General features: G+C 30.0%; 22 protein-coding genes and 1 riboswitch. Of the genes, 20 read left to right on the top strand and 2 right to left on the bottom strand.

Annotation, left to right across the window (positions count from 1 at the left end; translation table 11 throughout):
- Positions 1–41 precede the first annotated feature (41 nt).
- Positions 42–1,517 (bottom strand): nicotinate phosphoribosyltransferase, encoded by a 1,476-nt coding sequence (locus JOC62_RS07650; protein ID WP_204594662.1) that lies wholly within the window; start codon positions 1,515–1,517, stop codon positions 42–44.
- 110 nt (positions 1,518–1,627) lie between these two features.
- Here JOC62_RS07650 and JOC62_RS07645 point away from each other — a divergent pair, with 110 nt between their 5' ends.
- The 4 genes from JOC62_RS07645 (at position 1,628) to JOC62_RS07630 (ending at position 7,638) form a co-directional block, all read left to right on the top strand.
- Complete coding sequence (locus JOC62_RS07645; protein WP_204594781.1) at positions 1,628–3,643, top strand: UvrD-helicase domain-containing protein; 2,016 nt, start codon at positions 1,628–1,630, stop codon at positions 3,641–3,643.
- A gap of 130 nt (positions 3,644–3,773) precedes the next feature.
- Positions 3,774–4,958, top strand: a complete 1,185-nt coding sequence (locus tag JOC62_RS07640) for a M20 metallopeptidase family protein (protein WP_204594660.1) — start codon at positions 3,774–3,776, stop codon at positions 4,956–4,958.
- Positions 4,959–5,029: 71 nt separating this feature from the next.
- Positions 5,030–6,001, top strand: a complete 972-nt coding sequence (locus JOC62_RS07635; RefSeq protein WP_204594658.1) for an RluA family pseudouridine synthase — start codon at positions 5,030–5,032, stop codon at positions 5,999–6,001.
- A gap of 14 nt (positions 6,002–6,015) precedes the next feature.
- On the top strand, positions 6,016–7,638 hold the full coding sequence (locus JOC62_RS07630; protein ID WP_204594656.1) for a putative polysaccharide biosynthesis protein: 1,623 nt from the start codon (positions 6,016–6,018) through the stop codon (positions 7,636–7,638).
- Positions 7,639–7,665: 27 nt separating this feature from the next.
- On the opposite strand, the gene spoVB is transcribed toward JOC62_RS07630, so the two are convergent.
- Positions 7,666–9,159, bottom strand: coding sequence for a stage V sporulation protein B (spoVB, locus tag JOC62_RS07625; protein ID WP_204594655.1), 1,494 nt, complete (start codon positions 9,157–9,159; stop codon positions 7,666–7,668).
- 157 nt (positions 9,160–9,316) lie between these two features.
- On the opposite strand from spoVB, the gene JOC62_RS07620 reads away from it, so the two are divergent.
- From JOC62_RS07620 to JOC62_RS07545, 16 genes are all read left to right on the top strand, one after another.
- Positions 9,317–10,582: a hypothetical protein gene (locus tag JOC62_RS07620; RefSeq protein WP_204594653.1), complete on the top strand. Its 1,266-nt coding sequence runs from the start codon at positions 9,317–9,319 to the stop codon at positions 10,580–10,582.
- A 117-nt stretch (positions 10,583–10,699) separates the two neighbouring features.
- Positions 10,700–11,197 carry a hypothetical protein gene (locus JOC62_RS07615; RefSeq protein WP_204594651.1) on the top strand — a complete coding sequence of 166 codons (498 nt, stop codon included), beginning with the start codon at positions 10,700–10,702 and terminating at the stop codon, positions 11,195–11,197.
- Between the two features lie 20 nt (positions 11,198–11,217).
- Complete coding sequence (locus JOC62_RS07610) at positions 11,218–12,879, top strand: B12-binding domain-containing radical SAM protein (RefSeq protein WP_204594649.1); 1,662 nt, start codon at positions 11,218–11,220, stop codon at positions 12,877–12,879.
- Positions 12,880–13,090: 211 nt separating this feature from the next.
- On the top strand, positions 13,091–13,417 hold the full coding sequence (locus JOC62_RS07605; RefSeq protein ID WP_204594648.1) for an ATPase: 327 nt from the start codon (positions 13,091–13,093) through the stop codon (positions 13,415–13,417).
- Complete coding sequence (locus JOC62_RS07600; protein ID WP_204594646.1) at positions 13,404–15,353, top strand: V-type ATP synthase subunit I; 1,950 nt, start codon at positions 13,404–13,406, stop codon at positions 15,351–15,353. The genes JOC62_RS07605 and JOC62_RS07600 overlap by 14 nt, the downstream gene beginning before the upstream one ends.
- A gap of 27 nt (positions 15,354–15,380) precedes the next feature.
- On the top strand, positions 15,381–15,857 hold the full coding sequence (locus JOC62_RS07595; RefSeq protein WP_204594644.1) for a V-type ATP synthase subunit K: 477 nt from the start codon (positions 15,381–15,383) through the stop codon (positions 15,855–15,857).
- A gap of 18 nt (positions 15,858–15,875) precedes the next feature.
- Complete coding sequence (locus JOC62_RS07590; protein WP_204594642.1) at positions 15,876–16,475, top strand: V-type ATP synthase subunit E; 600 nt, start codon at positions 15,876–15,878, stop codon at positions 16,473–16,475.
- 12 nt (positions 16,476–16,487) lie between these two features.
- Positions 16,488–17,489, top strand: a complete 1,002-nt coding sequence (locus tag JOC62_RS07585; RefSeq protein ID WP_204594640.1) for a V-type ATP synthase subunit C — start codon at positions 16,488–16,490, stop codon at positions 17,487–17,489.
- Positions 17,482–17,793: a V-type ATP synthase subunit F gene (locus tag JOC62_RS07580; protein ID WP_204594638.1), complete on the top strand. Its 312-nt coding sequence runs from the start codon at positions 17,482–17,484 to the stop codon at positions 17,791–17,793. The genes JOC62_RS07585 and JOC62_RS07580 overlap by 8 nt, the downstream gene beginning before the upstream one ends.
- Positions 17,794–17,811: 18 nt before the next feature.
- Positions 17,812–19,590, top strand: coding sequence for a V-type ATP synthase subunit A (locus JOC62_RS07575; protein ID WP_204594780.1), 1,779 nt, complete (start codon positions 17,812–17,814; stop codon positions 19,588–19,590).
- Entirely contained in the window at positions 19,583–20,962 is a 1,380-nt protein-coding gene (locus JOC62_RS07570) for a V-type ATP synthase subunit B (RefSeq protein WP_204594636.1), read from the top strand. The genes JOC62_RS07575 and JOC62_RS07570 overlap by 8 nt, the downstream gene beginning before the upstream one ends.
- Positions 20,963–20,965: 3 nt before the next feature.
- A complete protein-coding gene (locus JOC62_RS07565; RefSeq protein ID WP_204594635.1) occupies positions 20,966–21,607 on the top strand; it encodes a V-type ATP synthase subunit D in 642 nt (213 codons plus the stop codon).
- A 232-nt stretch (positions 21,608–21,839) separates the two neighbouring features.
- On the top strand, positions 21,840–22,793 hold the full coding sequence (locus tag JOC62_RS07560; RefSeq protein ID WP_204594633.1) for an MraY family glycosyltransferase: 954 nt from the start codon (positions 21,840–21,842) through the stop codon (positions 22,791–22,793).
- Positions 22,794–22,972: 179 nt separating this feature from the next.
- Positions 22,973–23,521: a GNAT family N-acetyltransferase gene (locus JOC62_RS07555; protein ID WP_204594631.1), complete on the top strand. Its 549-nt coding sequence runs from the start codon at positions 22,973–22,975 to the stop codon at positions 23,519–23,521.
- Between the two features lie 53 nt (positions 23,522–23,574).
- Positions 23,575–23,702, top strand: a riboswitch (SAM riboswitch).
- Positions 23,703–23,786: 84 nt separating this feature from the next.
- A complete protein-coding gene (gene metF / locus JOC62_RS07550; RefSeq protein WP_204594629.1) occupies positions 23,787–24,656 on the top strand; it encodes a methylenetetrahydrofolate reductase [NAD(P)H] in 870 nt (289 codons plus the stop codon).
- 11 nt (positions 24,657–24,667) lie between these two features.
- Positions 24,668–25,123 (top strand): S-ribosylhomocysteine lyase, encoded by a 456-nt coding sequence (locus tag JOC62_RS07545; RefSeq protein ID WP_204594628.1) that lies wholly within the window; start codon positions 24,668–24,670, stop codon positions 25,121–25,123.
- Positions 25,124–25,150 lie beyond the last annotated feature (27 nt).

The raw sequence follows: 25,150 nt of genomic DNA, 5'->3' as shown, positions 1-25,150 counted from the left end.
TAAAATACTAAAAATTTTCATTATAATATTCAATTATTTGTCTATGAATAATAATTTGTTGTTGAATGTAATAAAGTTTGTTTTAGTGACCAAAGCTTATCAGATAAATCAACATAGTAGTTATGGGGATTTTCAAATCTTAAAACTTCAGGCCAAAGTTTTTCACTTTCTAAAATAGCATATTCTCTAATATCCATAACTGATGGGGAATCATATACTAAAGTTCCCTTATCAAATATTTTAACCATTAAATCTTTTAAATAATAATTCTTAATTATTTTCTTTTTCCAAGTATGTATTGGATGGAAAATTGTTAATGGACGATTTTCGTCTATAACTTCATCATGAAGCATTATTAAATCGGCTATTGCTTTGTGAGTAGTTTTGTCAAAAATTCTTACTGTCTTTTTAAATCCAGGATTAGTGATTTTCTCATTATTTTCACTTATCTTTATTTTAGGAATTATCTTTCCTTCCTTTTCAACAGCAACTAATTTATAAACGCCTCCAAAGACTGGTTCTGATTTTGCAGTTATAAGCCTTTCGCCCACACCAAATGAATCTATGCAAGCACCTTGATTTAGTACATCTCTAATAATATGTTCATCAAGGGAGTTAGAAACTACTATTTTACAATCACTATATCCTGCTTCATCTAAAAGTTTTCTGCATTGCTTAGTTAAATATGTTATATCACCTGAATCTATTCTTATACCTGTTGGTCTTTTACCTTGTGGTTTTAGTACTTCATCAAATACTTTTATAGCATTAGGTAAACCAGACTTTAAAACATTATATGTGTCAATTAAAAGTAGACAATTATCAGGATAAACCTCTGCCCATGTTTTAAAGGCTTCATATTCTGTATCAAATAATTGAATCCAACTATGAGCCATAGTTCCAATTGCAGGAATATCGAAACGTTGATCTGCAATTGTACATGCAGTTGCATGGCAACCTCCAATCATAGCAGCTCTTGCGCCATAGATTGCACCATCATATCCTTGAGCACGTCTTGATCCAAATTCCATAACAGTTCTTCCATCAGCAGCTCTACAAATTCTATTTGCTTTTGTAGCTATAAGAGTTTGATGATTTACAGTTAATAGAATCATTGTTTCAATAAATTGAGCTTGAACAACAGGTCCTCTAACAGTAACTAGAGGTTGATTTGGGAATACTGGATTTCCTTCAGGTACTGCCCAAACATCACAGGTAAATTTGAAATTCTTAAGGTATTCTAAAAAGCCTTCAGAAAATATATTCTTAGATTTTAGGTAAGCTATGTCATCATCTGTAAATTTTAATGAGCTTAAGTATTGTACTATTTGTTCTACTCCAGCCATAATACAATATCCGCCGCCATCTGGTACTCTTCTGAAATACATATCAAAATAAGCAATTTTATCTTGGATATCCTTTTCAAAATAACCATTTCCCATAGTTAATTCATAGAAATCAACTAACATAGTTAGATTTCTATCATCTTTAACGTTAAAAGTTGTTATATTGTCCATAAGTCAACTCCTCTAAAAAAATACTTAAAACTATTGTACAACTTAAATAGAATTATTACAATATAGTTATTCCCTATAAGATGTGGCAATAATCAAGAAAGAAGGAGGGAATTTTATTGCAATTAGATTCATTTCAAAAAGAAGCAGTTAATGCAAAAGAAAGAAATATATTAGTTGTTGCAGCTCCTGGTTCTGGAAAAACTACAGTTATAATAAATAGAATAAATCATCTTGTAAATAACCTTAAAGTGTATAATAAAAATATAATCGTTATAACTTTTACAAAAGCGGCAGCACTTAATATGAAAGATAGATATATAAAAGCTTTTAAAACAAATTATTCACCATTCTTTGGTACATTCCATGGCCTATTTTATAAAATGTTACTTAGAGAAGGGCATGAAATAAATATAATAGAATCTTATAAGGCACATAGATTAGTTGAAGCGGTTTTGAAAAAATATTTTGATGATATAAATGAAGATAAAATAAAAGAAGTAATAAATAACATATCATTATTTAAAAATTCAAGAATAAGTTTAGAAGACTTTAAACCGTCTATAACTAAAGAGATATTTGAAGATTGTTTAAATACCTATAATCAATATAAAGAAGATAATAATCTTTGGGATTTTGATGACTTAGCTTTAAAAGTATTAGAAATGTTAAAGGAAAATAAAGGACTTAGAGAGGGATATAGAGGTTTATTTAGATATATATTAGTAGATGAGTTTCAAGATTGTGATGAGCTTCAAATCGAATTTTTAAAGATGATGAATGAAGATGAAGAGAATTCACTTTTTGCAGTTGGAGATGAAGACCAGTGCATATACTCATTTAGAGGTTCTAAGCCTGAATATATGGTTATATTTAATGATATATTTAAGAGTGGTAAGAAATACTTTCTTTCAAAAAATTATAGAAGTTCAAATAATATAATAGATGGAGCTAAAAATGTTATAGAATATAACAAAGAAAGAAATAAGAAAGAAATAATAGCGAATAAAGAAGAGAGTGGTATTATAAAGGTTTCTACTCCTTATGATGAGAAGATACAAGGAGAGGGGATTGTAGATGATATAAAGTCACTTATAAAAAATGAAGGATATTCTTATAGAGATAATATAATTCTTTATAGAACTAATATGGAAGCTATGACTTTTATAGATGTATTTACTAGAAAGAGAATACCATTTACATTATTAGATAAAGAGTATAATTTCTTTGAGCATTTTATATGTAAAGATATTTTAACCTATTTAAAGTTATCAATAGATCCTTATGATAGAGGAGCATTTATAAAAATTATAAATAAGCCATTTAGATATGTAAGCAAAAATAATTTAGAATATGTAAGGGGCTTTAGAGAACATAAAACTCCTTTTGATATATTAATGGAAAAAAAAGATATTCCGCCATTTCAAATAAAGAAATTAGATGACCTTAAAAAAGATATACATTATTTATCTAAATTATCATTAAGCAGTGCAATACAATTTATAGTAAGTGATTTAGGGTATTTAGATCATTTAAAAGCTTACTGTGAGAAATTCAATCAAAGTATCGATGATTTAGAAGAAATACTTGAAGAGTTTAAAATATCAGCAAGCGGGTTTAAGACAATACCTGAATTTTTCTCTCACATAGATACTGTAAAAGAAGAAATTGAAAACTCTAGAAATAAAACAGATGAAGATAGAGTTCTTTTAAGTACTATACATAGAGTTAAGGGAATGGAATTTAAAAATGTATTCCTTGTAAACTGTAATGAGGATACAATTCCACATGTATCTGCTGGGGAAGAAAATATAGAAGAGGAAAGAAGATTATTCTATGTTGGTATAACACGAGCTATAGATAATTTATATATATCATCACCAAAAACAAAAGGTGGTAAATTTAAAGAGACATCTAGATTTATAAAAGAAACGGAATTTAAAAGTGAAGAAGAAATTTCACATGAATTTAAAAGAGGAACAACTGTTTATCATAATGGAAGAAGAGAACCAGGAATTATAGATGAGTGCTCAGGTGATAGAGTAAAGATATTATTTCAAGATGGAATAAGCAGAACTTTTTCTATAAAAGTTCTTTTAGAACGAAACTTAATAATGATCATAGAATGATAAGTGAATATTTAAAATAAATTTCATCTAAATTACTAAGAAGATGTTATACTTAATATGTTGAATTTTAAAATAAAATGTAAATAAGAGAAATGTATAGATAAGTTATGAGGATATAGGAGGAATATGAATGATTAATTTTAGAGATGAAGCAAATAAAATAAAAGAAGATTTAATAGCCATTAGAAGAGATATACACATGCACCCAGAAGTTGGATTTGAAGAAGTTAGAACTTCTACATTAATAAAGGACTTCTTAAAAAATGAAGGTATAGAATATAGAGAAGTTGCTGGAACTGGAGTATGTGGCCTTATAAAAGGAACAAAAGAGGGAGCAGTTAAGACTGTAGCATTAAGAGGGGATATGGATGCGCTACCAATACAAGATAAGAAGGTATGTGAATATAGCTCAAAGGTTCCGGGGAAAATGCATGCTTGTGGACATGATGCACATACTACAATACTTTTAGGAGTAGCTAAATTATTAAATGAAAATAAACACTTATTCAGTGGAAATGTTAAATTATTATTTGAACCAGCAGAAGAAACAACTGGTGGTGCAAGTGTAATGATAGAGGAAGGTGTACTTGAAAACCCAAGAGTAGATAAGGTATTTGGTCTTCACGTTACTGAAGATTTAGAATGTGGAAAAATTAAAATAAAAAAGGGCGTTGTAAATGCGGCTTCAAATCCTTATAAAATTAAGGTAATAGGAAGTGGTGGTCATGGAGCATCACCTAACACTACAGTAGATCCAATTGTAATAGGGGCTAATATAGTATCAACATTACAAACTATAGTAAGTAGAGAAATCTCTCCTGTTAATCCATCAGTTATAACAGTTGGAAGTTTTCATGCAGGAACAGCTCAAAATATAATTCCAGGAGAAGCAGAAATTACAGGGATTATAAGAACTATGACCCCAGAGGATAGAAAGTTCGCTTGTGAAAGACTTTGTGAGGTATCAGAAGGCATTGCTAAGACAGGAAGAGGAAGCGCAGAAGTAACAATTGAAGAGAGCTATCCATGCCTTATAAATAATGATGAGTGTGTGGATATAGTTAAAGATGCAGCTATAAAGATTCTTGGAAGTGAAAATGTAGTAGAACAAAAGGCTCCAAGTATGGGAGTTGAAAGCTTTGCATACTTTGCAATGGAAAGAGATGCAGCTTTTTATTTTTTAGGAACTGCAAACCAAAGTAAAGGAACTTTCAGATCTGCACATAGCAGTTTATTTGATATAGACGAGGATGCTATACCTTTAGGTGTTGCAATTCAATGTGAAGCAGCATTTAATTATTTGACAATAGAGTAAATAAATATTAATCTATAACAATGTAGAAAAAGATTCACGAAAGAGTTTTATTAATTAGGAGTGATTATATAGTGAGAATAGAAATAGGTGCTAATGAAGCGGGACAAAGATTAGATAAATTCTTAAGAAAATTGCTTAAAGATGTTCCATTAAGTGCAATTTTTAAGGCCTTAAGAAAAGGTGATATAAGAGTAAATGGAAAGAAACAAAAGGAAAAATATACATTAGAAGTAAATGATGTAGTTGAAGTGAGATATATACAAAGTCAAAAGATGACAGAAAAGAAGGAGAAATTTGTAAAGGTTGATCCAAGTGGATTAAAAGTAGCCTACGAAGATAACAATATGGTTGTTGTTGAAAAGTGGCCAGGAGTGTTAGTACATCCTGACAGCAATAAGAAGATACCTACACTTACTGATTATGTTTTATCATATTTAAATGAAAAGGGTGATTATCTTCCAGAGAAGGAAGTAACATTTACTCCAGCTCCATGTAATAGACTTGATAGAAATACGTCAGGTATAGTTGTCTTTGGTAAGAATTTTGAAGGGTTAAGAGAACTTAATGAAATAATTAGAGAAGGTAGAATTAAAAAATACTACAACGCTCTAATTAAAGGAAGAATAAAGGATGGTCTTTATACAGGGTACATATTAAAGAACGAAGAAGCTAATATATCAAGAATATACGATAAAAAAGTAAAAGATTCAAAAGAAATTTCTATGGAAGTTAAAACTATTCAAAGTGATGGAGCTTTCTCATTTATAGAAATTGATTTAATAACAGGAAGAAGCCATCAAATTAGAGCACACCTTGCACATATAGGAAATCCTATAATAGGTGATAGTAAATATGGGGATAAAAAGTTAAATTCATATTTCTTAAATAAGTATGGATTAGATTATCAATTTTTATATGCATATAAGCTAAACTTTAAAAATGTAGATGGAAAGCTTGATTACTTAAAGAATAAAGTTATAACAGTAGCATTGCCACCTATATTCAAAAAAATTAAGCATGATACATTTAAAATCAGATTATAGATAGGGGATTAAAAATGAGGGAAGAATCATCATCTACTAAAGGGTTTATGATACTATCTCTTGCTGGAATATTTGCAAAAGTCCTATCAGCTTTTTATGTTCCGTTATTAAATAGAATTATTGGTGTAGAAGGCGTAGGGATGTATTCGAGAAGTTATGACATTTTCATGTTTGTTTATGCAATAACAAGCATGGGATGCCAACCAGCAGTAGCGAAGGTTGTAGCTGAACTCAGGGCATTAGGGAATGAAAGAGATGCGGTTAAGGCTTTAAAAATTTCAAGAAAAGTTTATGGATTAATTGGTGGAGCGCTTACAATAATATTATTACTTTTAGCTTATCCAATTGCTAAGGTAGGCGAAATAGAAAACTCTACTTTTGCAATAATGTTCTTAGCACCAAGTATTTTTCTAACTGCTATATTATCAGCGTATAGAGGTTATTTCCAAGGGAAAAATGAAATGACTGGAATAGCAGTATCACAAGTGCTAGAACAATTGCTAAACGTATTTATAAGTTTGTTATTTGCATTTCTTCTTTATCATATAACTGTACAAATGGGAGCAGCTGGAGGAACTGTTGGTACTTCTGTTGGAGCTATAGTTGCCATATTTTATCTTGTGTATATATATGATAAGAAAAAATTTGAAGAAGTAGCATATAATTCGCCAAAGACAGGAAAGAGAATTACCTCAAAAACTATACTAAGAAAATTAATTAGATATGGATTTCCAATAACATTAAGTGCAGGTATACAAAACTTTGGTGGGATGGTTGATATGATGAATGTCAGTCGTAGATTGATACATGCTGGATTCACGCAAGCACAATCAGACTCACTTTATGGGCTTTTATATAACTATAAAGTTTTAATAGGAGTTCCACTTATCATAGTTACTGCACTTACTACAATAGTATTACCTGCAGTTTCAAGAGCATCGGCTTTAAAGGATAGAAAATCAATAAGAAGAAGTGCAAATTTTGCATTTAGAGTTACATTTGCAATAACAGTTCCAGCAGCTATAGGACTTGCAGTTTTAAATACTGATATATATACATTACTTTATCAAAGTGATAAAGGGGCCTATATTATGGAGTATGGATCATTTATATTAGTGTTTACAGCAATTGCTCAGGTGCAGAGTGTAATACTTCAAGGAATAAGTCAGTTCTATCCAATGATTATGTCATTTGCAATAGGTATTGTAATTAAGATAATTGCAAACTATATCTTAGTTGGAATTCCATCAATAAATATACTAGGTGTTTTAGTTGGTAACTTCTTAAGTTTCTTTGTACCGGTAATTATAAATCATAGGATACTTACAAGAAGTATCAGATACAAAGTGCCACTTATAAGGAATTGTGTTAAACCAATAATTGCATCAGTATGTATGGCTATTGTTATACTTATTTTAAAACAACCTATATTAATTATAGGTGGATTTATTGGAACTTCAAAAATTGTTATGTATTTATACACAGTAATTTATACAATATTATTAGTTGGAATAGGTGGATTAGTATATCTATATATAATGGTTTCTTTGGGTGGAATAAGAAAATTAGATATAGAAGCACTATCACCAAGAATATATACAATGCTTCCAAGATTTATAAGAAAGAAATTAATGTAGAAAGTGTAGGGGATTCCCTACACTTTTTTATGTTTCTCCAAATTTTGAATAGTAAATAAAAATAAGAAATGTTATTAATACAACTAATAGTATTTCAGCTGTACCAAGTGGGAATAAGAACTTCTTTATAAATATGTTTAAAACCAAGAAGGTTAATATAGATAATAATATAAAAATTATCACATTAATCAAAGAGATATCCACATTAATTTCCTTCTTCACTTCATATAAGTTAATAAGTAAACATATTGAGGATGTTATAAATAAAGTTAAACTATATCCGTAAATATTTATACTTGGAATAGATGTAAATATAAATAAGCATATTAAATCAATAAATGCTATTATAAGAGAATTTCTAACGATAATACCTTGCTTATTTAATCCATTTAAGATTCCAAACATAGTTGAAGAGGTAAAGAATATAGGTGCTGATAATGATGCCATAAATATATAACCACCAAGATCATCTCTACCATAAAATAAATTACCTAGTTCATATGGAATCAAGGAGCAGATTACTGTTGTTGATAGTCCAAGTAAAAAAGCTATTTTCATAACTTTTCGTATTCTTATAGATGCAAAGTAATTATCACCTCTACTTAAAGATTGGGATAAGTCAGGTATAAGAAGAGAGTTTATAGACCCAACAACTATAAGAGGTATACCAATTAACGTAATTGCCATACCTGTATATTTACCTATTAGTGATAATGCCTCAGAATAGGTAAATCCTGCGGCTATAAGCCTTCTTGGCACAATTAAAGTTGATAAAGTAGAAAAAATATTATTAAGAAAACCATTAATACATAATGGAAGTGATATAACTAAAACATTGAAAAGTAGTTGAGCTCTACCATCTGCTGGAGCACTTGATCTAGGTAATTTAGAAACACATCTTCTGTAATAAAAGAACAATAATATTAAGCTTTGAAGTTCTCCAATTGCTAAAGAGACATATGCTAAAGTTACAAGTGTAGTTAAGTTTTCTGTACTAAAAGCATATACTAAAAGCGTAATAGTTATTATTCTCATACCTTTCTCAAATATATCCACAAGAGCTGGTACTTTAATTTTAGATACTCCTAAAAAATATCCCTTTAAAATATTACTAAGTGAAATAAATACCATTGCTGGACAAGTAACCTTAATTGCGTTTATAGTTCTAACATCATTTACTCCATATTTTCCAATCAAAGGTGCAAGGAAAAATACAAAAACTCCTATTAAAAGAGCCCATATAATATTGAAAAGAGCAACTGTATTTATTGTTTTAGTAAGATTATTTGTTTCCCTGCGCTCATAATAAACTGCTGATACCTTAGATAGAGCAGCTACAACTCCAGCTGTCATAAGACAAATGAAGAGATTATAAATAGGCATGATAAGATTATAAAGACCAATGCCCTCTGCTCCTAAAATCTTCGATAAGTATATGGAGAATGCAAACCCTAATAAACCTGTAGTTATATTAGAAGCTGTTAGTATGAAAGAATTTCTAAAAAAATTGTCATTAGCCAAAATAAATGTTCACCCCTTTAAACTACAGTAAAGCATATTCAAGAAAAGTATAAATTATACAATCTATTTAATAAAAACTATAAATTAAAATAATAGGAATATTACTAAGCATTAGTAAAATATAAATCAAGTATAAGGTTAGTAGATGGAGGAATATATGAAGAGATTCTTTAAATTTTTTATTTGCTCAATTTTTATAGTTGGTATATCCCTTGGTATATATGCTTATTCAAATAGATATGGACTTAACATTATTAAAGAAGGTATAGATAGTAATTTATTGATTAAGGGGTGTGAGGGTGCTACAGCTCTAGTAATTGGAGAAAGTTCAGATGTTTATATGTCTTTAAAAAATGAAATTGTAAAAATTAATAAAAAAAATAAAATAGATAAAGTATATAAAGACTCTGATTTAAACATACAAGATATGGTATATAAAGATGGAAATATATATCTATTATCTAATGAAAATTTTATACTTATAGATTCTAATGGTGAAAGTGAAATTTTAAAAAGTGGATTACCATATGGAGAGAATATGTATAGGAACTTATTAGTTAAAAATAATTCAATTTTAATTTCTATAGGATCTAGGACAAATGCAGGAGTTGCAAAAGAAGGAGAAGAAAAGGACATATCTCCTATAAATTTAGAATTAAATGGAGTTAATTACGGAAAAGAAAATACAGGAGCTTTTAAAGATTATGGAGTAAAGAGTAGTAGCGGAGAAAAGATATCAGGTGAAGAGATAGGAACTGCATCTATAATTGAATTTGACATAAATACTGGCAAGTATAGTCTATTTGCATCGGGAATAAAGAGTATAAAAGGATATGATATAAATAGTAGAGGTGAAATTTTAGCTACAGTTTGTGGCATAGAAGAAAGTGGAGAGCGGGGAGCAATTAGAGATACAGATTATATATATAAGATAACTGAAGGCCTTTGGTATGGATGGCCAGATTTTAGCGGAGGGGATCCTATTACATCTCCAAGATTTACAAATGATAAAATAATAGAACCTTTAATAAAAAATCCACCAGAAAAAATAGGACAAACACCTAGCTACCAGCATAGCTCAGTTAATTCATTAGGAAAATTAGCTATAGATAAAGAAGGTAAATTATTATGCAAAGATTCTATAATTTTTTATGATGATAAGGAAAAAATTATTTATTCATTAGATGATAAAAAGATTTTATCTAAAATATTGGAACTTGAAGAGGATAGCAAAATAGAGGATATAGTATTTAGAGATAATGATTGTATTTTTTTAGATAGCGGGAAAGGCTGTGTATATAGATTAATAAAGAATGAGAATATAATAGGGGGAAGTATACCTTATGGAGTTGCTATATTTTCTTTAACAATAATGATAGTAGCCCTTGTTATAATAATTAGTAAAATTAAAAGAAAAAAGTAATTTAAATAAAAAATTAATTAGTGATTGGTTATGTTATAGTGCTAATCACTTTTTTCTTTATGCCTATGTAAATAAATGGTAATATATAAATATACTATATTTAGGGGGAGGATAACTTTGAGAAAAACATTAGTGTTAAATTTTGAAGATATTAAGATTGAAGGAAACATATTAGATGTTGCCTGTGAAAGCTTAGGAATTATTAATAGTATTTCGGAAGAAGCTAAAAGTGAGATTGCAGTAGATTATGTTGAAAAAGAGGAGGAAAGTATGTTACAGAATAGTAAATATGATGCATGTACTTTTTTCTTTAATTTAAACACCTTATGGAATATAAATAAAAGAGAGAAACTAATTAATGAAATATCAGATTATTTAGAGAAAGATGGAAGTATATATATATGGGATATAAATAAAAATATAGGAGAGTTAGTAGATAGTAAACTTAAGGTACTATTACCAAAAGGAGACATAAGAGAGTATAGAATAAAAAACAATAATCTATTTTCGTCTTCAAGTTTTGAAGAAACAAAAAAAATCCTTGAAAAAACTTTCAAAATAGAAGAAACTAAAGTTTGGGAAGATATTTATTTCATTAAAGGAATAAAAATATAACTTTAGAGAGGAAGACGTATATGAAAATATTACTTACAGCTATAAACTCAAAATTTATTCATAGTAATCTAGCTGTTAGATACTTAAAAGCATTTACAAAGGATATGCCTTGTAAGTGCAAAATAAGAGAATTTTCAATTAATGATAGAGAAGAGAGGATCTTAGAAGAAATAATTAAAGAAGAGCCTGATGTAGTAGCACTCTCAACTTATATCTGGAATGTAGAGATGATACAAAGACTTTCAGAATTAATAAAGAGAGTAGACAAAAATATTGAGATACTTTATGGAGGTCCTGAGGTATCATATGATAGTATGGTTTTCTTAAGAGAAAGTGTTGGAGACTATATAATAGAAGGTGAAGGCGAAAAAACATTCAGGGAATTTATAGAGTACAAATTAGGTAAAAGAGAAATAAATACAATTAGAGGCTTAGTATATAAGGAAAATGGAGAGGTTAAATTTAATGGTAGTAGACCTCTTATGTCTATGGATGAACTAGTATTTCCTTATGAAGAAGATGAAGTCTTAGATAATAAAATTGTATATTATGAAGCTTCAAGAGGATGTCCGTTTAATTGTAAATATTGTTTATCCTCAACTGTTCATGGAGTTAGATTCCATAAAACTGAAAGAGTGCTTAAGGAGCTTAAATATTTTATTGATAAAAAAGTTAAATTAGTCAAATTCGTAGATAGAACATTTAACTGTAATCATAAATTCTCTATGGAAATATGGAAATTCTTAATAGAGAGTGATACAGAGACACAATTCCATTTTGAGATTTCAGCAGATATTCTAAAAAAAGAAGAGATAGAACTTTTAAGAAATACCCCAGAAGGAAGATTCCAATTTGAGGTTGGAGTGCAAACAACAAATGATGAAGTGCTTTCTAATATAAATAGATTTGTTAACTTTAGTGATATAAAAGAAAAAGTAGTAGAGTTATTATCTATAAGAAATATAAAACAGCACCTTGATCTAATTGCAGGACTTCCAGGAGAGGATTATGAATCTTTCAAGAAGTCCTTTAATGACGTCCACTCAATTAAGCCAGAAGAAATTCAATTAGGATTTTTAAAGTTACTTAAAGGTTCATCTATGAGAGAAGAAAGCAAGAATTATGATATGAAATATTCACCATATCCTCCATATGAAATATTAAGTACAGATAAAATAAGTTATTTTGAATTAATAGATTTAAAGAAAGTTGAACATATGGTAGATAAATATTATAATAGCCAAAAGTTCAATAATATACTAAATTATTTTTACCCTAAGTTCACAGAACCTTTTAAGTTTTTTCATGAATTAGCTGTGTTTTATGATAAAAAAGGATACTTTGATAGGAGTATAGGAAATAATGAATATTATAAATTATTTTTAGATTTTAATGAAGAAATATTAAAGGAAGATAATGGTCTACTTAAAGAGGTAATAAGATATGAGTATTTATTACATAATAAGAGAAGAGGAATTCCAGATTATATAAAGGCTGATCTTTCAAAAGAGGAAGAAAAAGAAATAAAAGATTCCTTGAGAGATGAGTATTCCTTTAGAGAGTATAGTGTAGAGAAATTTAATGTTGATATACTTAAGTTTATAGAAAGTGGAGATGTAGTATACTCAAATAAATACGCATTATTAAATAACAGTAAAAACTTTATATTTTTAGACAAATAAGTAAATAAAAAGTCGTGAAAAAGTATACATGTTTAATAGCAATTTATATTATTCACACTTGATTAATATTTTAATGTATAAAAGTGAAGAAATTTATTGAAATTATCCTCAAAAAGTGTATAATTAGAATTATGAATTAAAAAGTAATTAATACTATATTAAGTATTAATTCATATATTATTACACATTTAAGCGAAAAGGTGGTGAGATTTTGGCATTAGAAGCAATAAAAAAAATCAAAAAAGCAGAAGCTGAAGCAGAAGAAATGGTTAAAGCTGCAAATGCAGAGGCAAAGGATATCGTTCAAAAGGCTACCATAGAGGCTAGTGAGAACTATAATAAGGTTATAGGAGGAGCTAAAGACAAGTGCAATAGTATAATGAATGATGCTGTTGAAGCTGGTAATAAAGAAGCTGAACCTATTTTATTAAAGGGAAAGCAAGATGCCCAAGATATCTATGACATGAAAGAAGATAAGAGAAATAATGCTGTAAAATTAGTGATTGAGAGGATTGTGAAGATTCATGGCAATAGTTAAGATGAATAAATTCACTTTGCTTGCCTTTGAATCAAAGAAAGATACTCTTTTAGAAAAGTTGCAAGGATTTTCTGAAGTAGAATTCATAAATCTTCAAAACGAAGACTACCTTGAAGATAACAAAGAATTAAAAGAGTTATTTAAAGATAATATTGATTCAGAGTTTGCAAAATGTGAAGAAGAATTATCAAAAGCTAGATTTGCCCTAGACTTTTTAAGGACTTACGTACCTCAAAAATCAGGATTAAAAGCAATGCGTGAAGGTAAAAGAGCTTTAACTTTAAATGAATTAAAAGAATCAGTTAATAAAAGTAACTGGCAAGATTTATATGAAAAGCTTAAAGAGAAGGAAGTTCATCTTGCAAATCTAGAAAATGAAAAGACTAAGCTAGAAGGGGTTATAGAATCTCTAAAACCTTTAGAAGGATTAGACGTATCTTTTGAGGAGTTAAAGAGTATTAAGACACCTTATTTCTTAGGAAGTGTTTCTAAACAATATGAGAATGAATTAATGTCTAGTTTATCTGATTATTATGTAGAAACAATATCAGTAAATAGTGATGATATTTTCTTATTAGTTTTAGCTTATAAGGATAATAAGGATCAAGTTGAGGATATTTTAAGAGGTTTTGGATTTAGTGGATTTAAAACTGAACAAAAAGATACTCCAATAAGAATCATCCATGAAAGCATGGACAGAATTGAGAAAATAGAGTCAGAAAAATTCTTCATTAAAGAAGAATTATCAATACTTGAAGAAGAGGCTAAAACTTTAGAGTTAGCATTTGAATATTATTCAAATGTTTATCAAAGAAAGACTGTTAAAACTCATTTCTTAAAGACAGATAAAGTAAGCTTAATTCAAGGATGGATAGCGGTATCAGATAACGAAGACTTCAAGAAAATCGTGAAGGATACGCTAGGAGAAGATTACTATCTTGGATTTGAAGATGTAAAGAGCGAAGAGATAGATGATGTTCCTATAAGATTACAAAACAATGATTTAAACAAGTCATTTGAAAACATAACTGAAATGTACAGTATGCCAAGATATGATGAAATTGACCCAACACCACTTCTAACACCATTCTTCTTAATATTCTTTGGAATGATGGTTGCAGACGTTGGTTATGGATTACTAGTACTTATTGGTTCAATAGTTGCATTAAAGGTACTTAAGTTAGATAAAGGACAAAGACAATTTGCTAAGTTCTTCTTCTATTTAAGCTTCCCAACAATTTTATTTGGATTTATATATGGGGCTTTCTTTGGAGATTTACTTCCATTACCAGCTCTTATAGATACAAATAAAGATGTAACAACAATTCTTATTATGTCAGTTGCATTTGGGGTAATCCAAATCTTCTTTGGACTAGGAATAAAAGCTTATGTACTTATAAGAAATGGTAGACCATTTGATGCTTTCTGTGATGTAGGATCATGGGTTATTACATTAGTTTCAATAGGTGTATTTGGATTTGGATCATTTGCTGGAAATGGTATTGTAAAAACAATAGGTATGTGGTGTATGATTATTGGTATGGTATTAATAGTTGTTACACAAGGAAGACATATGAAATCAGTTGGTGGTAAATTAGGAGAAGGATTATATTCTTTATATGGAATAACAGGATATATCGGAGACCTAGTTTCTTATACAAGACTTATGGCTTTAGGACTTGCGGGAGGATCAATAGCTGGTGCACTTAACCTTATTATAGGTATGTTCCCAGGTGTAGCGTTCTTCATATTTGGACCAGTAATATTTATCTTAGGACAATTATTTAATTTAGGATTATCATTATTAGGTGCATATGTTCACACATGTAGATTAGAATATGTTGAGTACTTCTCAAAATTCTATGAAGGTGGCGGAAAGCCATTTAAGCCATTTAAAACATTAGACAAATATATTGATATTAAAAAAGAAATTTAATTTTACAGTAAATAGGAGGATTTTAAAATGAATACTTGGATAGAGTTTTTTACACAAAATGGAGGATTTGTATTTGCAACTTTAGGTGTTGCATTAGCAGTAGGTTTATCAGGAATAGGTTCTGCTAAAGGGGTTGGACTAGTTGGTCAATCAGCAGCTTCATTAATGACAGAACAACCAGAAAAGTTTGGTAAGGCGTTAGTACTTCAATTATTACCAGGTACACAAGGATTATACGGTTTCGTTATTGGGTTATTAGTTTTCTTAAAAGTTACACCTGAAATGACATTCCAAAACGGTTTATACTTATTACTTGCATGTTTACCAGTTGGTATAGCAGGATTATGGTCAGGTATAGCTCAAGGTAAGACAGCTGCAGCTGGTGTTCAAATATTAGCTAAAAAACCAGAACAAACTACAAAAGGTATTATCTTTGCAGCGATGGTTGAAACTTATGCATTATTAGGATTCGTTGTTTCAATTTTATTAGTATTTAAGATTTAATATTGAGGAAGTGAAGTTATGTCAAACGTAAATAATCTTACTTCTAAAATCTTAAAAGATGCGGAAGAGAGAAAGGATAATATTCTTAAGGCTGCAAATGAAGAAAAGGCTAAGATAATTGCTAAAAAGGAAGCTATTGCTAAATCAGAAGAAGAAGTAATGGTAGAAAAAGCAAAGATGGAAGCTAAAACAAGACATGAAAGAATTGTTTCAAGCGCAGAACTTAAGGCAAGAAATGAAAAACTTGCAGCGAAACAATCTATAATAGATTCAGTTTTTGAGCAAAGTATAGAAGAATTATGTAAAATGTCTGATGATGACATGAAAAAGTTCATTAAAGATATGATATTAAGCTCAGATATAGCTGGGGATGAAAAAATTATTTTAAATGAAAAAGGTAAATCAGTACTAGACGGAACACTACTTGTTCAAATAAATAGTGAATTAAAGTCAAAAGGTAAAAAGGGAGAACTTACTGTAAGTAATGAAGTAAGAAATTTCAAAGGTGGATTTATCTTAGAAAAGGATGGCATAGAAATAAACAATACTTTCGAAGACCTAGTTAACTCATCAAGAGATGAATTAGAATTTGAAGTAGCAAATGTTTTATTTAATTAAGGAGGAGAGTAAATGGATTCAATGGAATTTACTCAAGTTATACCAAGACTTAGAGTACTAGAAACAAGACTCCTTGATAAAGCTAAAATCGATAGAATGATTGATGGAGATTCTGCAAATGAAGCACTAAAAGTGCTTCAAGAATCTGAGTATGCCAATGTAATGACAGGTGTTAAAAGAGCTGAAGATTATGAAGAAGTACTTTCAAAAGAGCTTAAAAGAGTATATGAGCTTATGTATGATGCGTCACCATCAAAATCTTTAATAGATATAATGAGTATAAAATATGACTATCATAACATTAAAGTGCTTTTAAAAGGAATATTCCTAAATAAAGATCTAAGTGATATGTTAATTCCTGTTGGAAAAATTAATCTTTCACTATTAAAGCATAGCATTGATAATAATAATATGGCTGATTTACCTTCTGCCATGAGAAATGGTATAGAAAAGACTAAGGAAGTTTTTGAAGGTACAAAAGACCCTCAACAAATTGATATTATTTTAGATAATGCAATGTTTGAAGAGATGAGAGAAATTGCTAGAGAACTAGATGATAGATTCGTTGATAAGTATGTTAGTGCTTTAATTGATTTAACAAACTTAAAGACTTTATTAAGAGTTAAGAAGCAAAATAAGAATAGAGATTTTCTGCAAGAAGTTATCATAAATGGAGGAGCAATAGATGAGGATACGTTAGTAGCTTTATTAAATGATGCTCCAGAAAACATATCTAATAAATTAGCTTTTACTAATTATAATGAGGTTATAAAAATTGGTATTGAAGATTACACAAAAACTGATTCAGCAAGCCTTTTAGAAAAGTTAGTTGATAATTATATTATGGATATGATGAAAGAAGCTAAGTTCATTCCTTTTGGAGTTGAACCTATATTAGCTTACGTTTATGCAAAAGAAACAGAAATCAAAGTAATTAGAATTATAATGGTTGGTAAACTCAATAATATTTCAGGGGAAGTAATCAGAGAAAGGCTGCGTGATATTTATGTATAAGAAGATCGGTGTAGTTGGAGATAAAGATTCAGTTTTAGCTTTTAAAGCTTTAGGAATTGATGTATTTCCAGTTGTAGAAGCTGATGAAGCTAGAAAAACTGTAGATAGATTAGCAATGCAAGATTACGCAGTTATATTTGTAACAGAACAAGTTGCAAAGGAAATAGAAGAAACTATTGAAAGATACAATAGAGCTACACTTCCAGCTGTAATATTAATTCCAAGTAATCAAGGATCATTAAATATAGGAATGCAAAGAATCAGCGATAATGTAGAAAAAGCTGTTGGCGTTAATATCTTATAGGAAGGCAGGTTTTGTATGGTGAAGACCGGAAGAATAATTAAAGTTTCAGGACCTTTAGTAGTTGCTGAAGGAATGGATGAAGCTAACATATTTGACGTATGTAAAGTTGGAGAAAAAGGTCTTATCGGAGAAATCATTGAAATGAGAGACGATAAGGCATCTATACAGGTATATGAAGAAACTTCAGGAATAGGACCTGGAGATCCAGTTATTACAACTGGAGAACCACTAAGTGTTGAACTTGGACCAGGACTTATTGAATCAATGTTTGATGGAATACAAAGACCTCTTGATGCTTTCATGAAAGCAGCAGGATCAAATTTCTTAACTAAAGGGGTTTCTGTTAAATCATTAGATAGAGAAAAGGTTTGGGAGTTTGTACCTACAGTTAAAGTAGGAGATGAAGTTGAAGCTGGAGATGTTATTGGAACAGTTCAAGAAACACCAGTAGTAGTTCATAAAATAATGGTTCCTTTCAAAGTATCAGGTAAAATAAAAGATATAAAAAGTGGAAATTTCACTGTAGAAGATATAGTTTGCATAGTTGAGACTAAAGATGGAGACAAAGAAGTTAAAATGATGCAAAAATGGCCAGTAAGAAAGGGAAGACCTTATGCAAATAAGTTAAACCCAGTAGCACCTCTTACAACAGGTCAAAGAGTTATAGATACATTCTTCCCAGTTGTTAAAGGTGGAGCAGCTGCAGTACCAGGACCATTCGGAGCTGGTAAGACAGTAGTACAACACCAAGTAGCTAAATGGGGAGATGCAGAAATAGTTGTTTACGTTGGATGTGGAGAGCGTGGAAATGAAATGACAGACGTTCTTAATGAGTTCCCAGAACTTAAGGATCCAAAGACTGGTGAAAGCTTAATGAAGAGAACAGTTCTTATAGCTAATACATCAAACATGCCAGTTGCAGCTAGAGAAGCATCTATATACACAGGAATTACAATAGCTGAGTACTTCAGAGATATGGGATATTCAGTAGCTATCATGGCTGACTCTACATCAAGATGGGCAGAAGCTTTAAGAGAAATGTCAGGTAGACTTGAAGAAATGCCAGGTGACGAAGGTTACCCAGCATACTTAGGATCAAGACTTGCAGATTACTATGAAAGAGCTGGTAAAGTTGTTTGTCTTGGAAAAGAAGGAAGAGAAGGGGCAGTTACAGCAATCGGTGCAGTATCACCTCCAGGAGGAGATATCTCAGAACCAGTTACTCAATCAACTTTAAGAATAGTTAAAGTTTTCTGGGGACTAGATGCACAACTTGCATATCAAAGACACTTCCCATCAATTAACTGGTTAAACTCATATTCATTATATGCAGATAGAATTGGTAAATGGATGGATGAAGAAGTAGCAAGTGACTGGTCAGAACTTAGAGTAGAGGCTATGGCTTTATTACAAGAAGAAGCTAACTTACAAGAAATTGTAAGACTTGTTGGTATAGATGCACTTTCAGAAGGCGATAGACTAAAGCTTGAAGTTGCAAAATCAATAAGAGAAGATTATCTTCAACAAAATGCTTTCCATGAAGTTGATACATATACTTCATTAGAAAAGCAACATAAAATGCTAAAACTTATACTTCAATTCAAGCATGAAGCTGATAGAGCTTTAGAAGCTGGAGTGTACTTAGATAAGATTTTAGGTATGAGTGCAATAAGAGACAGAATAGCTAGAGCTAAGTATATATCAGAAGAAGATATAGCTAATATTGATCAAATCGGAGTTGATTTAACATCTGATATGAACAAATTAATCAGCGAAGGAGGGGTTCTAGATGCCTAAAGAATATAGAACAGTTACAGAAGTAGTAGGACCTTTAATGGCTGTTGAAGGTGTTGAAGGTGTTAAGTACGATGAATTAGTTGAAATAGAATTACAAAATGGAGAAAAAAGAAGAGGTAAGGTACTAGAAGTTAATGGTTCAAAAGCTATGGTACAGATCTTCGAAGGTTCTTCAGGAATTAACTTAAAAGGAACTAAAGCAAAATTCTTAGGAAGACCTCTTGAACTTGGGGTTTCAGAAGATATGCTTGGAAGAGTCTTTGATGGTATGGGAAGACCAATAGATAATGGTCCAAAGATAATACCAGAAAAAAGACTTGATATAAATGGAGAAGCTATAAATCCAGTTGCTAGAGATTATCCATCAGAATTTATTCAAACAGGAATATCAGCAATAGATGGACTTAACACTCTAGTTAGAGGACAAAAGCTTCCAGTATTTTCAGCATCAGGACTTCCACATGCTGAACTTGCAGCACAAATCGCAAGACAAGCGAAAGTTTTAAATTCTGATTCAAAATTCGCTGTTGTATTTGCAGCTATTGGTATCACTTTCGAAGAAGCTCAATTCTTCGTTGATGAATTTAAATCAACAGGTGCCATAGATAGATCAGTTCTATTTATGAACTTAGCTTCTGACCCAGCTATCGAAAGAATAGCTACTCCAAGAATGGCATTAACTACAGCTGAATATTTAGCATACGAAAAGGGAATGCACGTTCTTGTTATAATGACAGATATAACAAACTATGCAGAAGCTCTAAGAGAAGTTTCAGCTGCTAGAAAAGAAGTTCCAGGTAGAAGAGGATATCCAGGATACCTATATACTGACCTTTCAACATTATATGAAAGAGCAGGAAGACTTAGAGGTAAAGAGGGATCAATAACTCAAATTCCAATACTTACAATGCCTGAAGAGGATAAGACACATCCAATTCCAGATTTAACTGGATATATAACAGAAGGACAAATAATACTTTCAAGAGAACTTTATAAGAAGGGTATTATGCCTCCAATAGATGTTTTACCATCACTTTCAAGACTTAAAGATAAAGGTATAGGTAAAGGAAAGACAAGAGAAGACCATGCTGACACAATGAACCAATTATTCTCAGCATATGCTCAAGGTAAGCAAGCAAAAGAATTATCAGCAATCTTAGGAGAATCAGCTCTTTCAGATACTGATAAAGCATTTGCTAAATTTGCAGAAGCTTTTGAAAATGAATATGTTTCACAAGGATTTGAAGCAAATAGAACAATCACTGAAACTCTAGATTTAGGTTGGAAGTTATTAGCACTACTTCCTAGAACAGAGCTTAAGAGAATTAGAGATGAGTACCTTGAAAAATATATGCCAAGAGAGGAAGAATAGGCTATGGCTAGATTAAATGTGAATCCTACTAGAATGGAGCTCACAAAGCTGAAAAAGAGATTAACAACAGCTACTAGAGGTCATAAGCTTTTAAAAGATAAGCAAGATGAGTTAATGAGACAATTCATTAATCTTGTTAAGTATAACAATAATCTAAGAAAAGATGTTGAAGGGCAACTTGAAGGATCATTAAAGGATTTTGTTATGGCTAGAGCCGTAATGAGTTCAGAGTTCTTAGAAGAGGCAATTGCTTATCCAAAAGAAAGCATTTCTGTAGATGTTGGAAACAAAAACATAATGAGTGTTAATGTTCCAGTTATGAACTTTAAAAGACAGCTTGAAGGTGACGAAGGTAGTATCTTCCCATATGGATTTGCAAATACATCATCAGAACTTGATGATGCAATAACAAAGCTTTATGGAATATTACCTAAGCTTTTGGAACTTGCAGAAGTAGAAAAGTCATGTCAGCTTATGGCAGATGAAATAGAGAAAACAAGAAGAAGAGTTAATGCTCTAGAATATATGACAATTCCTCAACTTCAAGAGACAATCAAGTACATAAGAATGAAACTTGATGAAAATGAAAGAAGTGCTTTAACTAGACTTATGAAAGTCAAGAGTATGATAGAGCAAAGAGGATAATTAATTCTAAAATACACCTTAGGTTTTCTAAGGTGTATTTATTTTTGAGTTTAAAAAATAAATTAGTTTATGTAAAAAGTGTTTAAAATCAAGATTTTGGTAAAGAATTAAAAGTAAATTAAAATTATCGTAATATAATTGATAATAACCTACATTAATAGTATAATTCTTATAGGTTATAATTTTTTTTACATAGAATTAACAATCTAACCTAATTTAGGAGAAGGAATATATGGATTATTTTATAGAGTTTATGATTTCTTTCATATTGGTTGTAATTTTAATGCCGATATTAATGAAATTATCGCATAAAATTGGTTTTACTGATAAACCTACAGAAAGAAAGAAGCACAAAAAAGTAACACCACTATGCGGTGGACTTGCAATGTTTATAGGATTCTTTATAGTATATTATTTCGTTGGAAGTGAAAGTAATTCTGAAAGTATATGGATCTTCATTGGATCTTTATTAATAGTATGTATAGGATTAATAGATGATTTCTACAAATCAGTTGGAAAAGAATTTCCAATACTTCCAAGACTGATAATTCAAATATTAGCAGCAGTATTAATATTTAATGCTGGTGTTGCATTTAAAGGCTTTACTAATCCGTTTACAGGGGATTATGTAGCGCTTAATACTTTTTTACAGTTTGTTTTGAGTATTACTTGGATATTTGGAGTTACGACAGTAATAAATTGGTCAGACGGAATGGATGGACTTGCAGGAGGAATTTCTTTAGTTTCTTCAGGTACATTCTTCATTGCAGCAATTATTTTAGGACAAAGTTACTCAGCATCTACTTCAATCATACTTGCTGGGGCAATTGGAGGATTCTTATTATTTAATAGATATCCTGCAAAGGTATTTATGGGAGACTCAGGTGCAAATTTTTTAGGATTTATTTTAAGTATCATTGCATTAGATGGTGCCTTTAAGCAAGCTACTGTACTTAGCTTATTGTTACCAATATTAGCACTAGCAGTACCTATATTTGATAACTTATTTGTTATATTTAAAAGGTTTAATGAAGGAAAACCAGTGTATCAGGCAGATAGAAGTCAGATGCATTTTAGATTAGAAGAAAAAGGATTAACAAAACCACAAATAGTGCAGTTTATAGTTGGAATAAGCATAGTTTGTTCATTCTTATCTATAGTACTATTATTTTACAATCATCCATAAAATAAGCATCATATTAAAAATGATGCTTATTTTTTTATAAAAATTTAATTATTAGTGTATTACTGATTCATAAATTATAAAAACAATATTTAATAATTATAGATAATATATTAAGTATATTGACATATAAACCATATTTTGTTATTATGATTAGAAAATAAAAAAGGGGGCTTAGATTTATGTATAAGGGGAAGAAGGTAATTCTTAGAGCACATAAGGAAGATGATATAGCAAAACTTAATGACTTTATAAATGATTATGAAGTAAAAAGGCTTCTAAATATTGAAACTTCATTTCCATTAGCACTTTGGCAAGAAGAAGAGTGGGTTAAGAAAAGAAGAGATAATGATCAAACATATGATTTTGCAATTGAAGATTTAGAAAGTGGATGTATAATAGGTGGTTGTAGCATAAACTCTACTAGTATTAAAAATAGAAATTGCATAATTGGAATCATGATTGGGGATAAAGATTATTGGGGAAAAGGTTATGGGTATGATGCTCTATCTGTACTTATCAAATTTATCTTTGAAGAATGTAATATGGAAAAAATAAAACTTGGTGCATTTTCATTAAATCCAAGAGCAATTGCTTGTTATAAAAAGCTTGGCTTTAAAGAAGAAGGTCGTCTTAAAAGAGAAATATATAGAGAAGGAAAATATCATGATGAGATATTGATGGCTCTATTTAAAGAAGAATACTTTGAAAATATGAAAGATAAAAATTAGAATATATTTACAAAAAAGTATTTTTAATGTATAATTATACAAAATAGAATATATACTTATCAAGAGTGGTGGAGGGACTGGCCCTATGAAACCCAGCAACCTATGTATAACAATAATTTATTAGGGGTTTTTATATATAAATTTGTTATAATATGTGGTGCTAATTCCAGATAGATAAGGATATGAGTTTAAGATTAAAGTCTTAGGTGTAATATCCTAGGACTTTTTTATATTTCAAAGTTTAGGATATAAATAAGGGGGCATTATGAATATTAAGGAGATTTTTCATAAAAGAAATTTAGTATTTTCTTTTGAGGTATTTCCTCCAAAGAATAATTCACCAGTTAAAAGTATATATAGAGCTTTAAATGAGCTTTCAGATTTAAAACCGGATTTTATTAGTGTAACCTATGGGGCAGGTGGTAGTCTAATAAATAACAAAACTACAGAGATATCATCACTTATAAAAAATGTGTATAATATAGAACCTTTAGCACATTTAACATGCATATCTTCTAAGAAAGATGATATAGATAAGATAACAGAGAGATTAGAACTTGAAGACGTTAGTAACATACTTGCATTAAGAGGTGATGATAATGGTGACTCTAGAAAAGACTTCAATTATGCAAGTGAGCTCATAAGTTATATAGAAAAAAAGAAAAGATTTAATATAATTTCAGCATGTTATCCAGAAGGCCATATAGAAAATAAATCAATAGATATGGAAATAGATAATATGAAAAGAAAGATAGATTCAGGTACATCAAGCTTTATTTCTCAGCTGTTTTTTGATAACAATATTTATTATGATTTCTTAGATAAGATAAATAAAAATGGAATAAAAACTCCAATTCAAGCTGGAATTATGCCAGTAATAAATAAAAGGCAGATAGAGAGAATAACAGAATTATGCGGTGCAAAAATTCCGCATAAATTTTCAAAAATAATGAATAAGTATGAATATAGTCCAGAAGCTTTAAAAGAAGCAGGTATTGCATATGCAGTTGAACAAATTATAGATTTAGCTTCTAGTGGAGCTCAGGGCATTCATCTTTATACAATGAATAATCCTTATGTTGCAAAAAGGATTAAAGAAAATATTAAGACAGTCATTAAAACAATTAATAATTAGGAGGCAAATGTATGAAAAAAGTAGAAAGTTTTGAACTAGACCACACTAAGGTAAAGGCACCATTTATAAGAAAATGTTGTGTATACGAAGGAGGACATGGTGATAAGATAAGCAAGTTTGATATAAGATTCCTGCAACCGAATAAGGAGGCTTTTGGAACAGCAGCTATGCATGCACTAGAGCATCACCTGGCTTATAATATTAGAGAAAATTTAGATGGAGTTATTGATATATCCCCAATGGGATGTAGAACAGGATTTTATTTAAGTACTTGGGGTGATAAAGATCCTATAGAAATAAAAGCAGCAGTTGAGACAGTTCTTAGAAATTTATTAAAATCAGAGGATATACCAGCAAGTAATGAAGTTCAATGTGGAAATTATAAAGATATTTCTCTTTTTGGAGCAAAGGAATATGCAAAAGATGTAATTAGCAAAGGATTCTCACTTAATATATATGGAGAGTAGTGGGAGAGAGATTACTCTTCAGGAATC

The organism is Clostridium sardiniense, assembly GCF_016907995.1.
Taxonomy (GTDB): domain Bacteria; phylum Bacillota; class Clostridia; order Clostridiales; family Clostridiaceae; genus Clostridium; species Clostridium sardiniense.
Note: the sequence above shows the minus strand (reverse complement) of the source record. Positions and strands in the feature narration are given on the sequence as shown.

Excerpts from the sequence above, each read along its gene's own strand:
- JOC62_RS07650 (WP_204594662.1), bottom strand. The coding sequence starts at position 1,517 with ATGGACAATATAACAACTTTTAACGTTAAAGATGATAGAAATCTAACT.
- JOC62_RS07640 (WP_204594660.1), top strand. The coding sequence starts at position 3,774 with ATGATTAATTTTAGAGATGAAGCAAATAAAATAAAAGAAGATTTAATA.
- JOC62_RS07630 (WP_204594656.1), top strand. The coding sequence starts at position 6,016 with ATGAGGGAAGAATCATCATCTACTAAAGGGTTTATGATACTATCTCTT.
- JOC62_RS07620 (WP_204594653.1), top strand. The coding sequence starts at position 9,317 with ATGAAGAGATTCTTTAAATTTTTTATTTGCTCAATTTTTATAGTTGGT.
- JOC62_RS07610 (WP_204594649.1), top strand. The coding sequence starts at position 11,218 with ATGAAAATATTACTTACAGCTATAAACTCAAAATTTATTCATAGTAAT.
- JOC62_RS07600 (WP_204594646.1), top strand. The coding sequence starts at position 13,404 with ATGGCAATAGTTAAGATGAATAAATTCACTTTGCTTGCCTTTGAATCA.
- JOC62_RS07595 (WP_204594644.1), top strand. The coding sequence starts at position 15,381 with ATGAATACTTGGATAGAGTTTTTTACACAAAATGGAGGATTTGTATTT.
- JOC62_RS07590 (WP_204594642.1), top strand. The coding sequence starts at position 15,876 with ATGTCAAACGTAAATAATCTTACTTCTAAAATCTTAAAAGATGCGGAA.
- JOC62_RS07585 (WP_204594640.1), top strand. The coding sequence starts at position 16,488 with ATGGATTCAATGGAATTTACTCAAGTTATACCAAGACTTAGAGTACTA.
- JOC62_RS07580 (WP_204594638.1), top strand. The coding sequence starts at position 17,482 with ATGTATAAGAAGATCGGTGTAGTTGGAGATAAAGATTCAGTTTTAGCT.
- JOC62_RS07570 (WP_204594636.1), top strand. The coding sequence starts at position 19,583 with ATGCCTAAAGAATATAGAACAGTTACAGAAGTAGTAGGACCTTTAATG.
- JOC62_RS07565 (WP_204594635.1), top strand. The coding sequence starts at position 20,966 with ATGGCTAGATTAAATGTGAATCCTACTAGAATGGAGCTCACAAAGCTG.
- JOC62_RS07560 (WP_204594633.1), top strand. The coding sequence starts at position 21,840 with ATGGATTATTTTATAGAGTTTATGATTTCTTTCATATTGGTTGTAATT.
- JOC62_RS07555 (WP_204594631.1), top strand. The coding sequence starts at position 22,973 with ATGTATAAGGGGAAGAAGGTAATTCTTAGAGCACATAAGGAAGATGAT.
- metF (WP_204594629.1), top strand. The coding sequence starts at position 23,787 with ATGAATATTAAGGAGATTTTTCATAAAAGAAATTTAGTATTTTCTTTT.
- JOC62_RS07545 (WP_204594628.1), top strand. The coding sequence starts at position 24,668 with ATGAAAAAAGTAGAAAGTTTTGAACTAGACCACACTAAGGTAAAGGCA.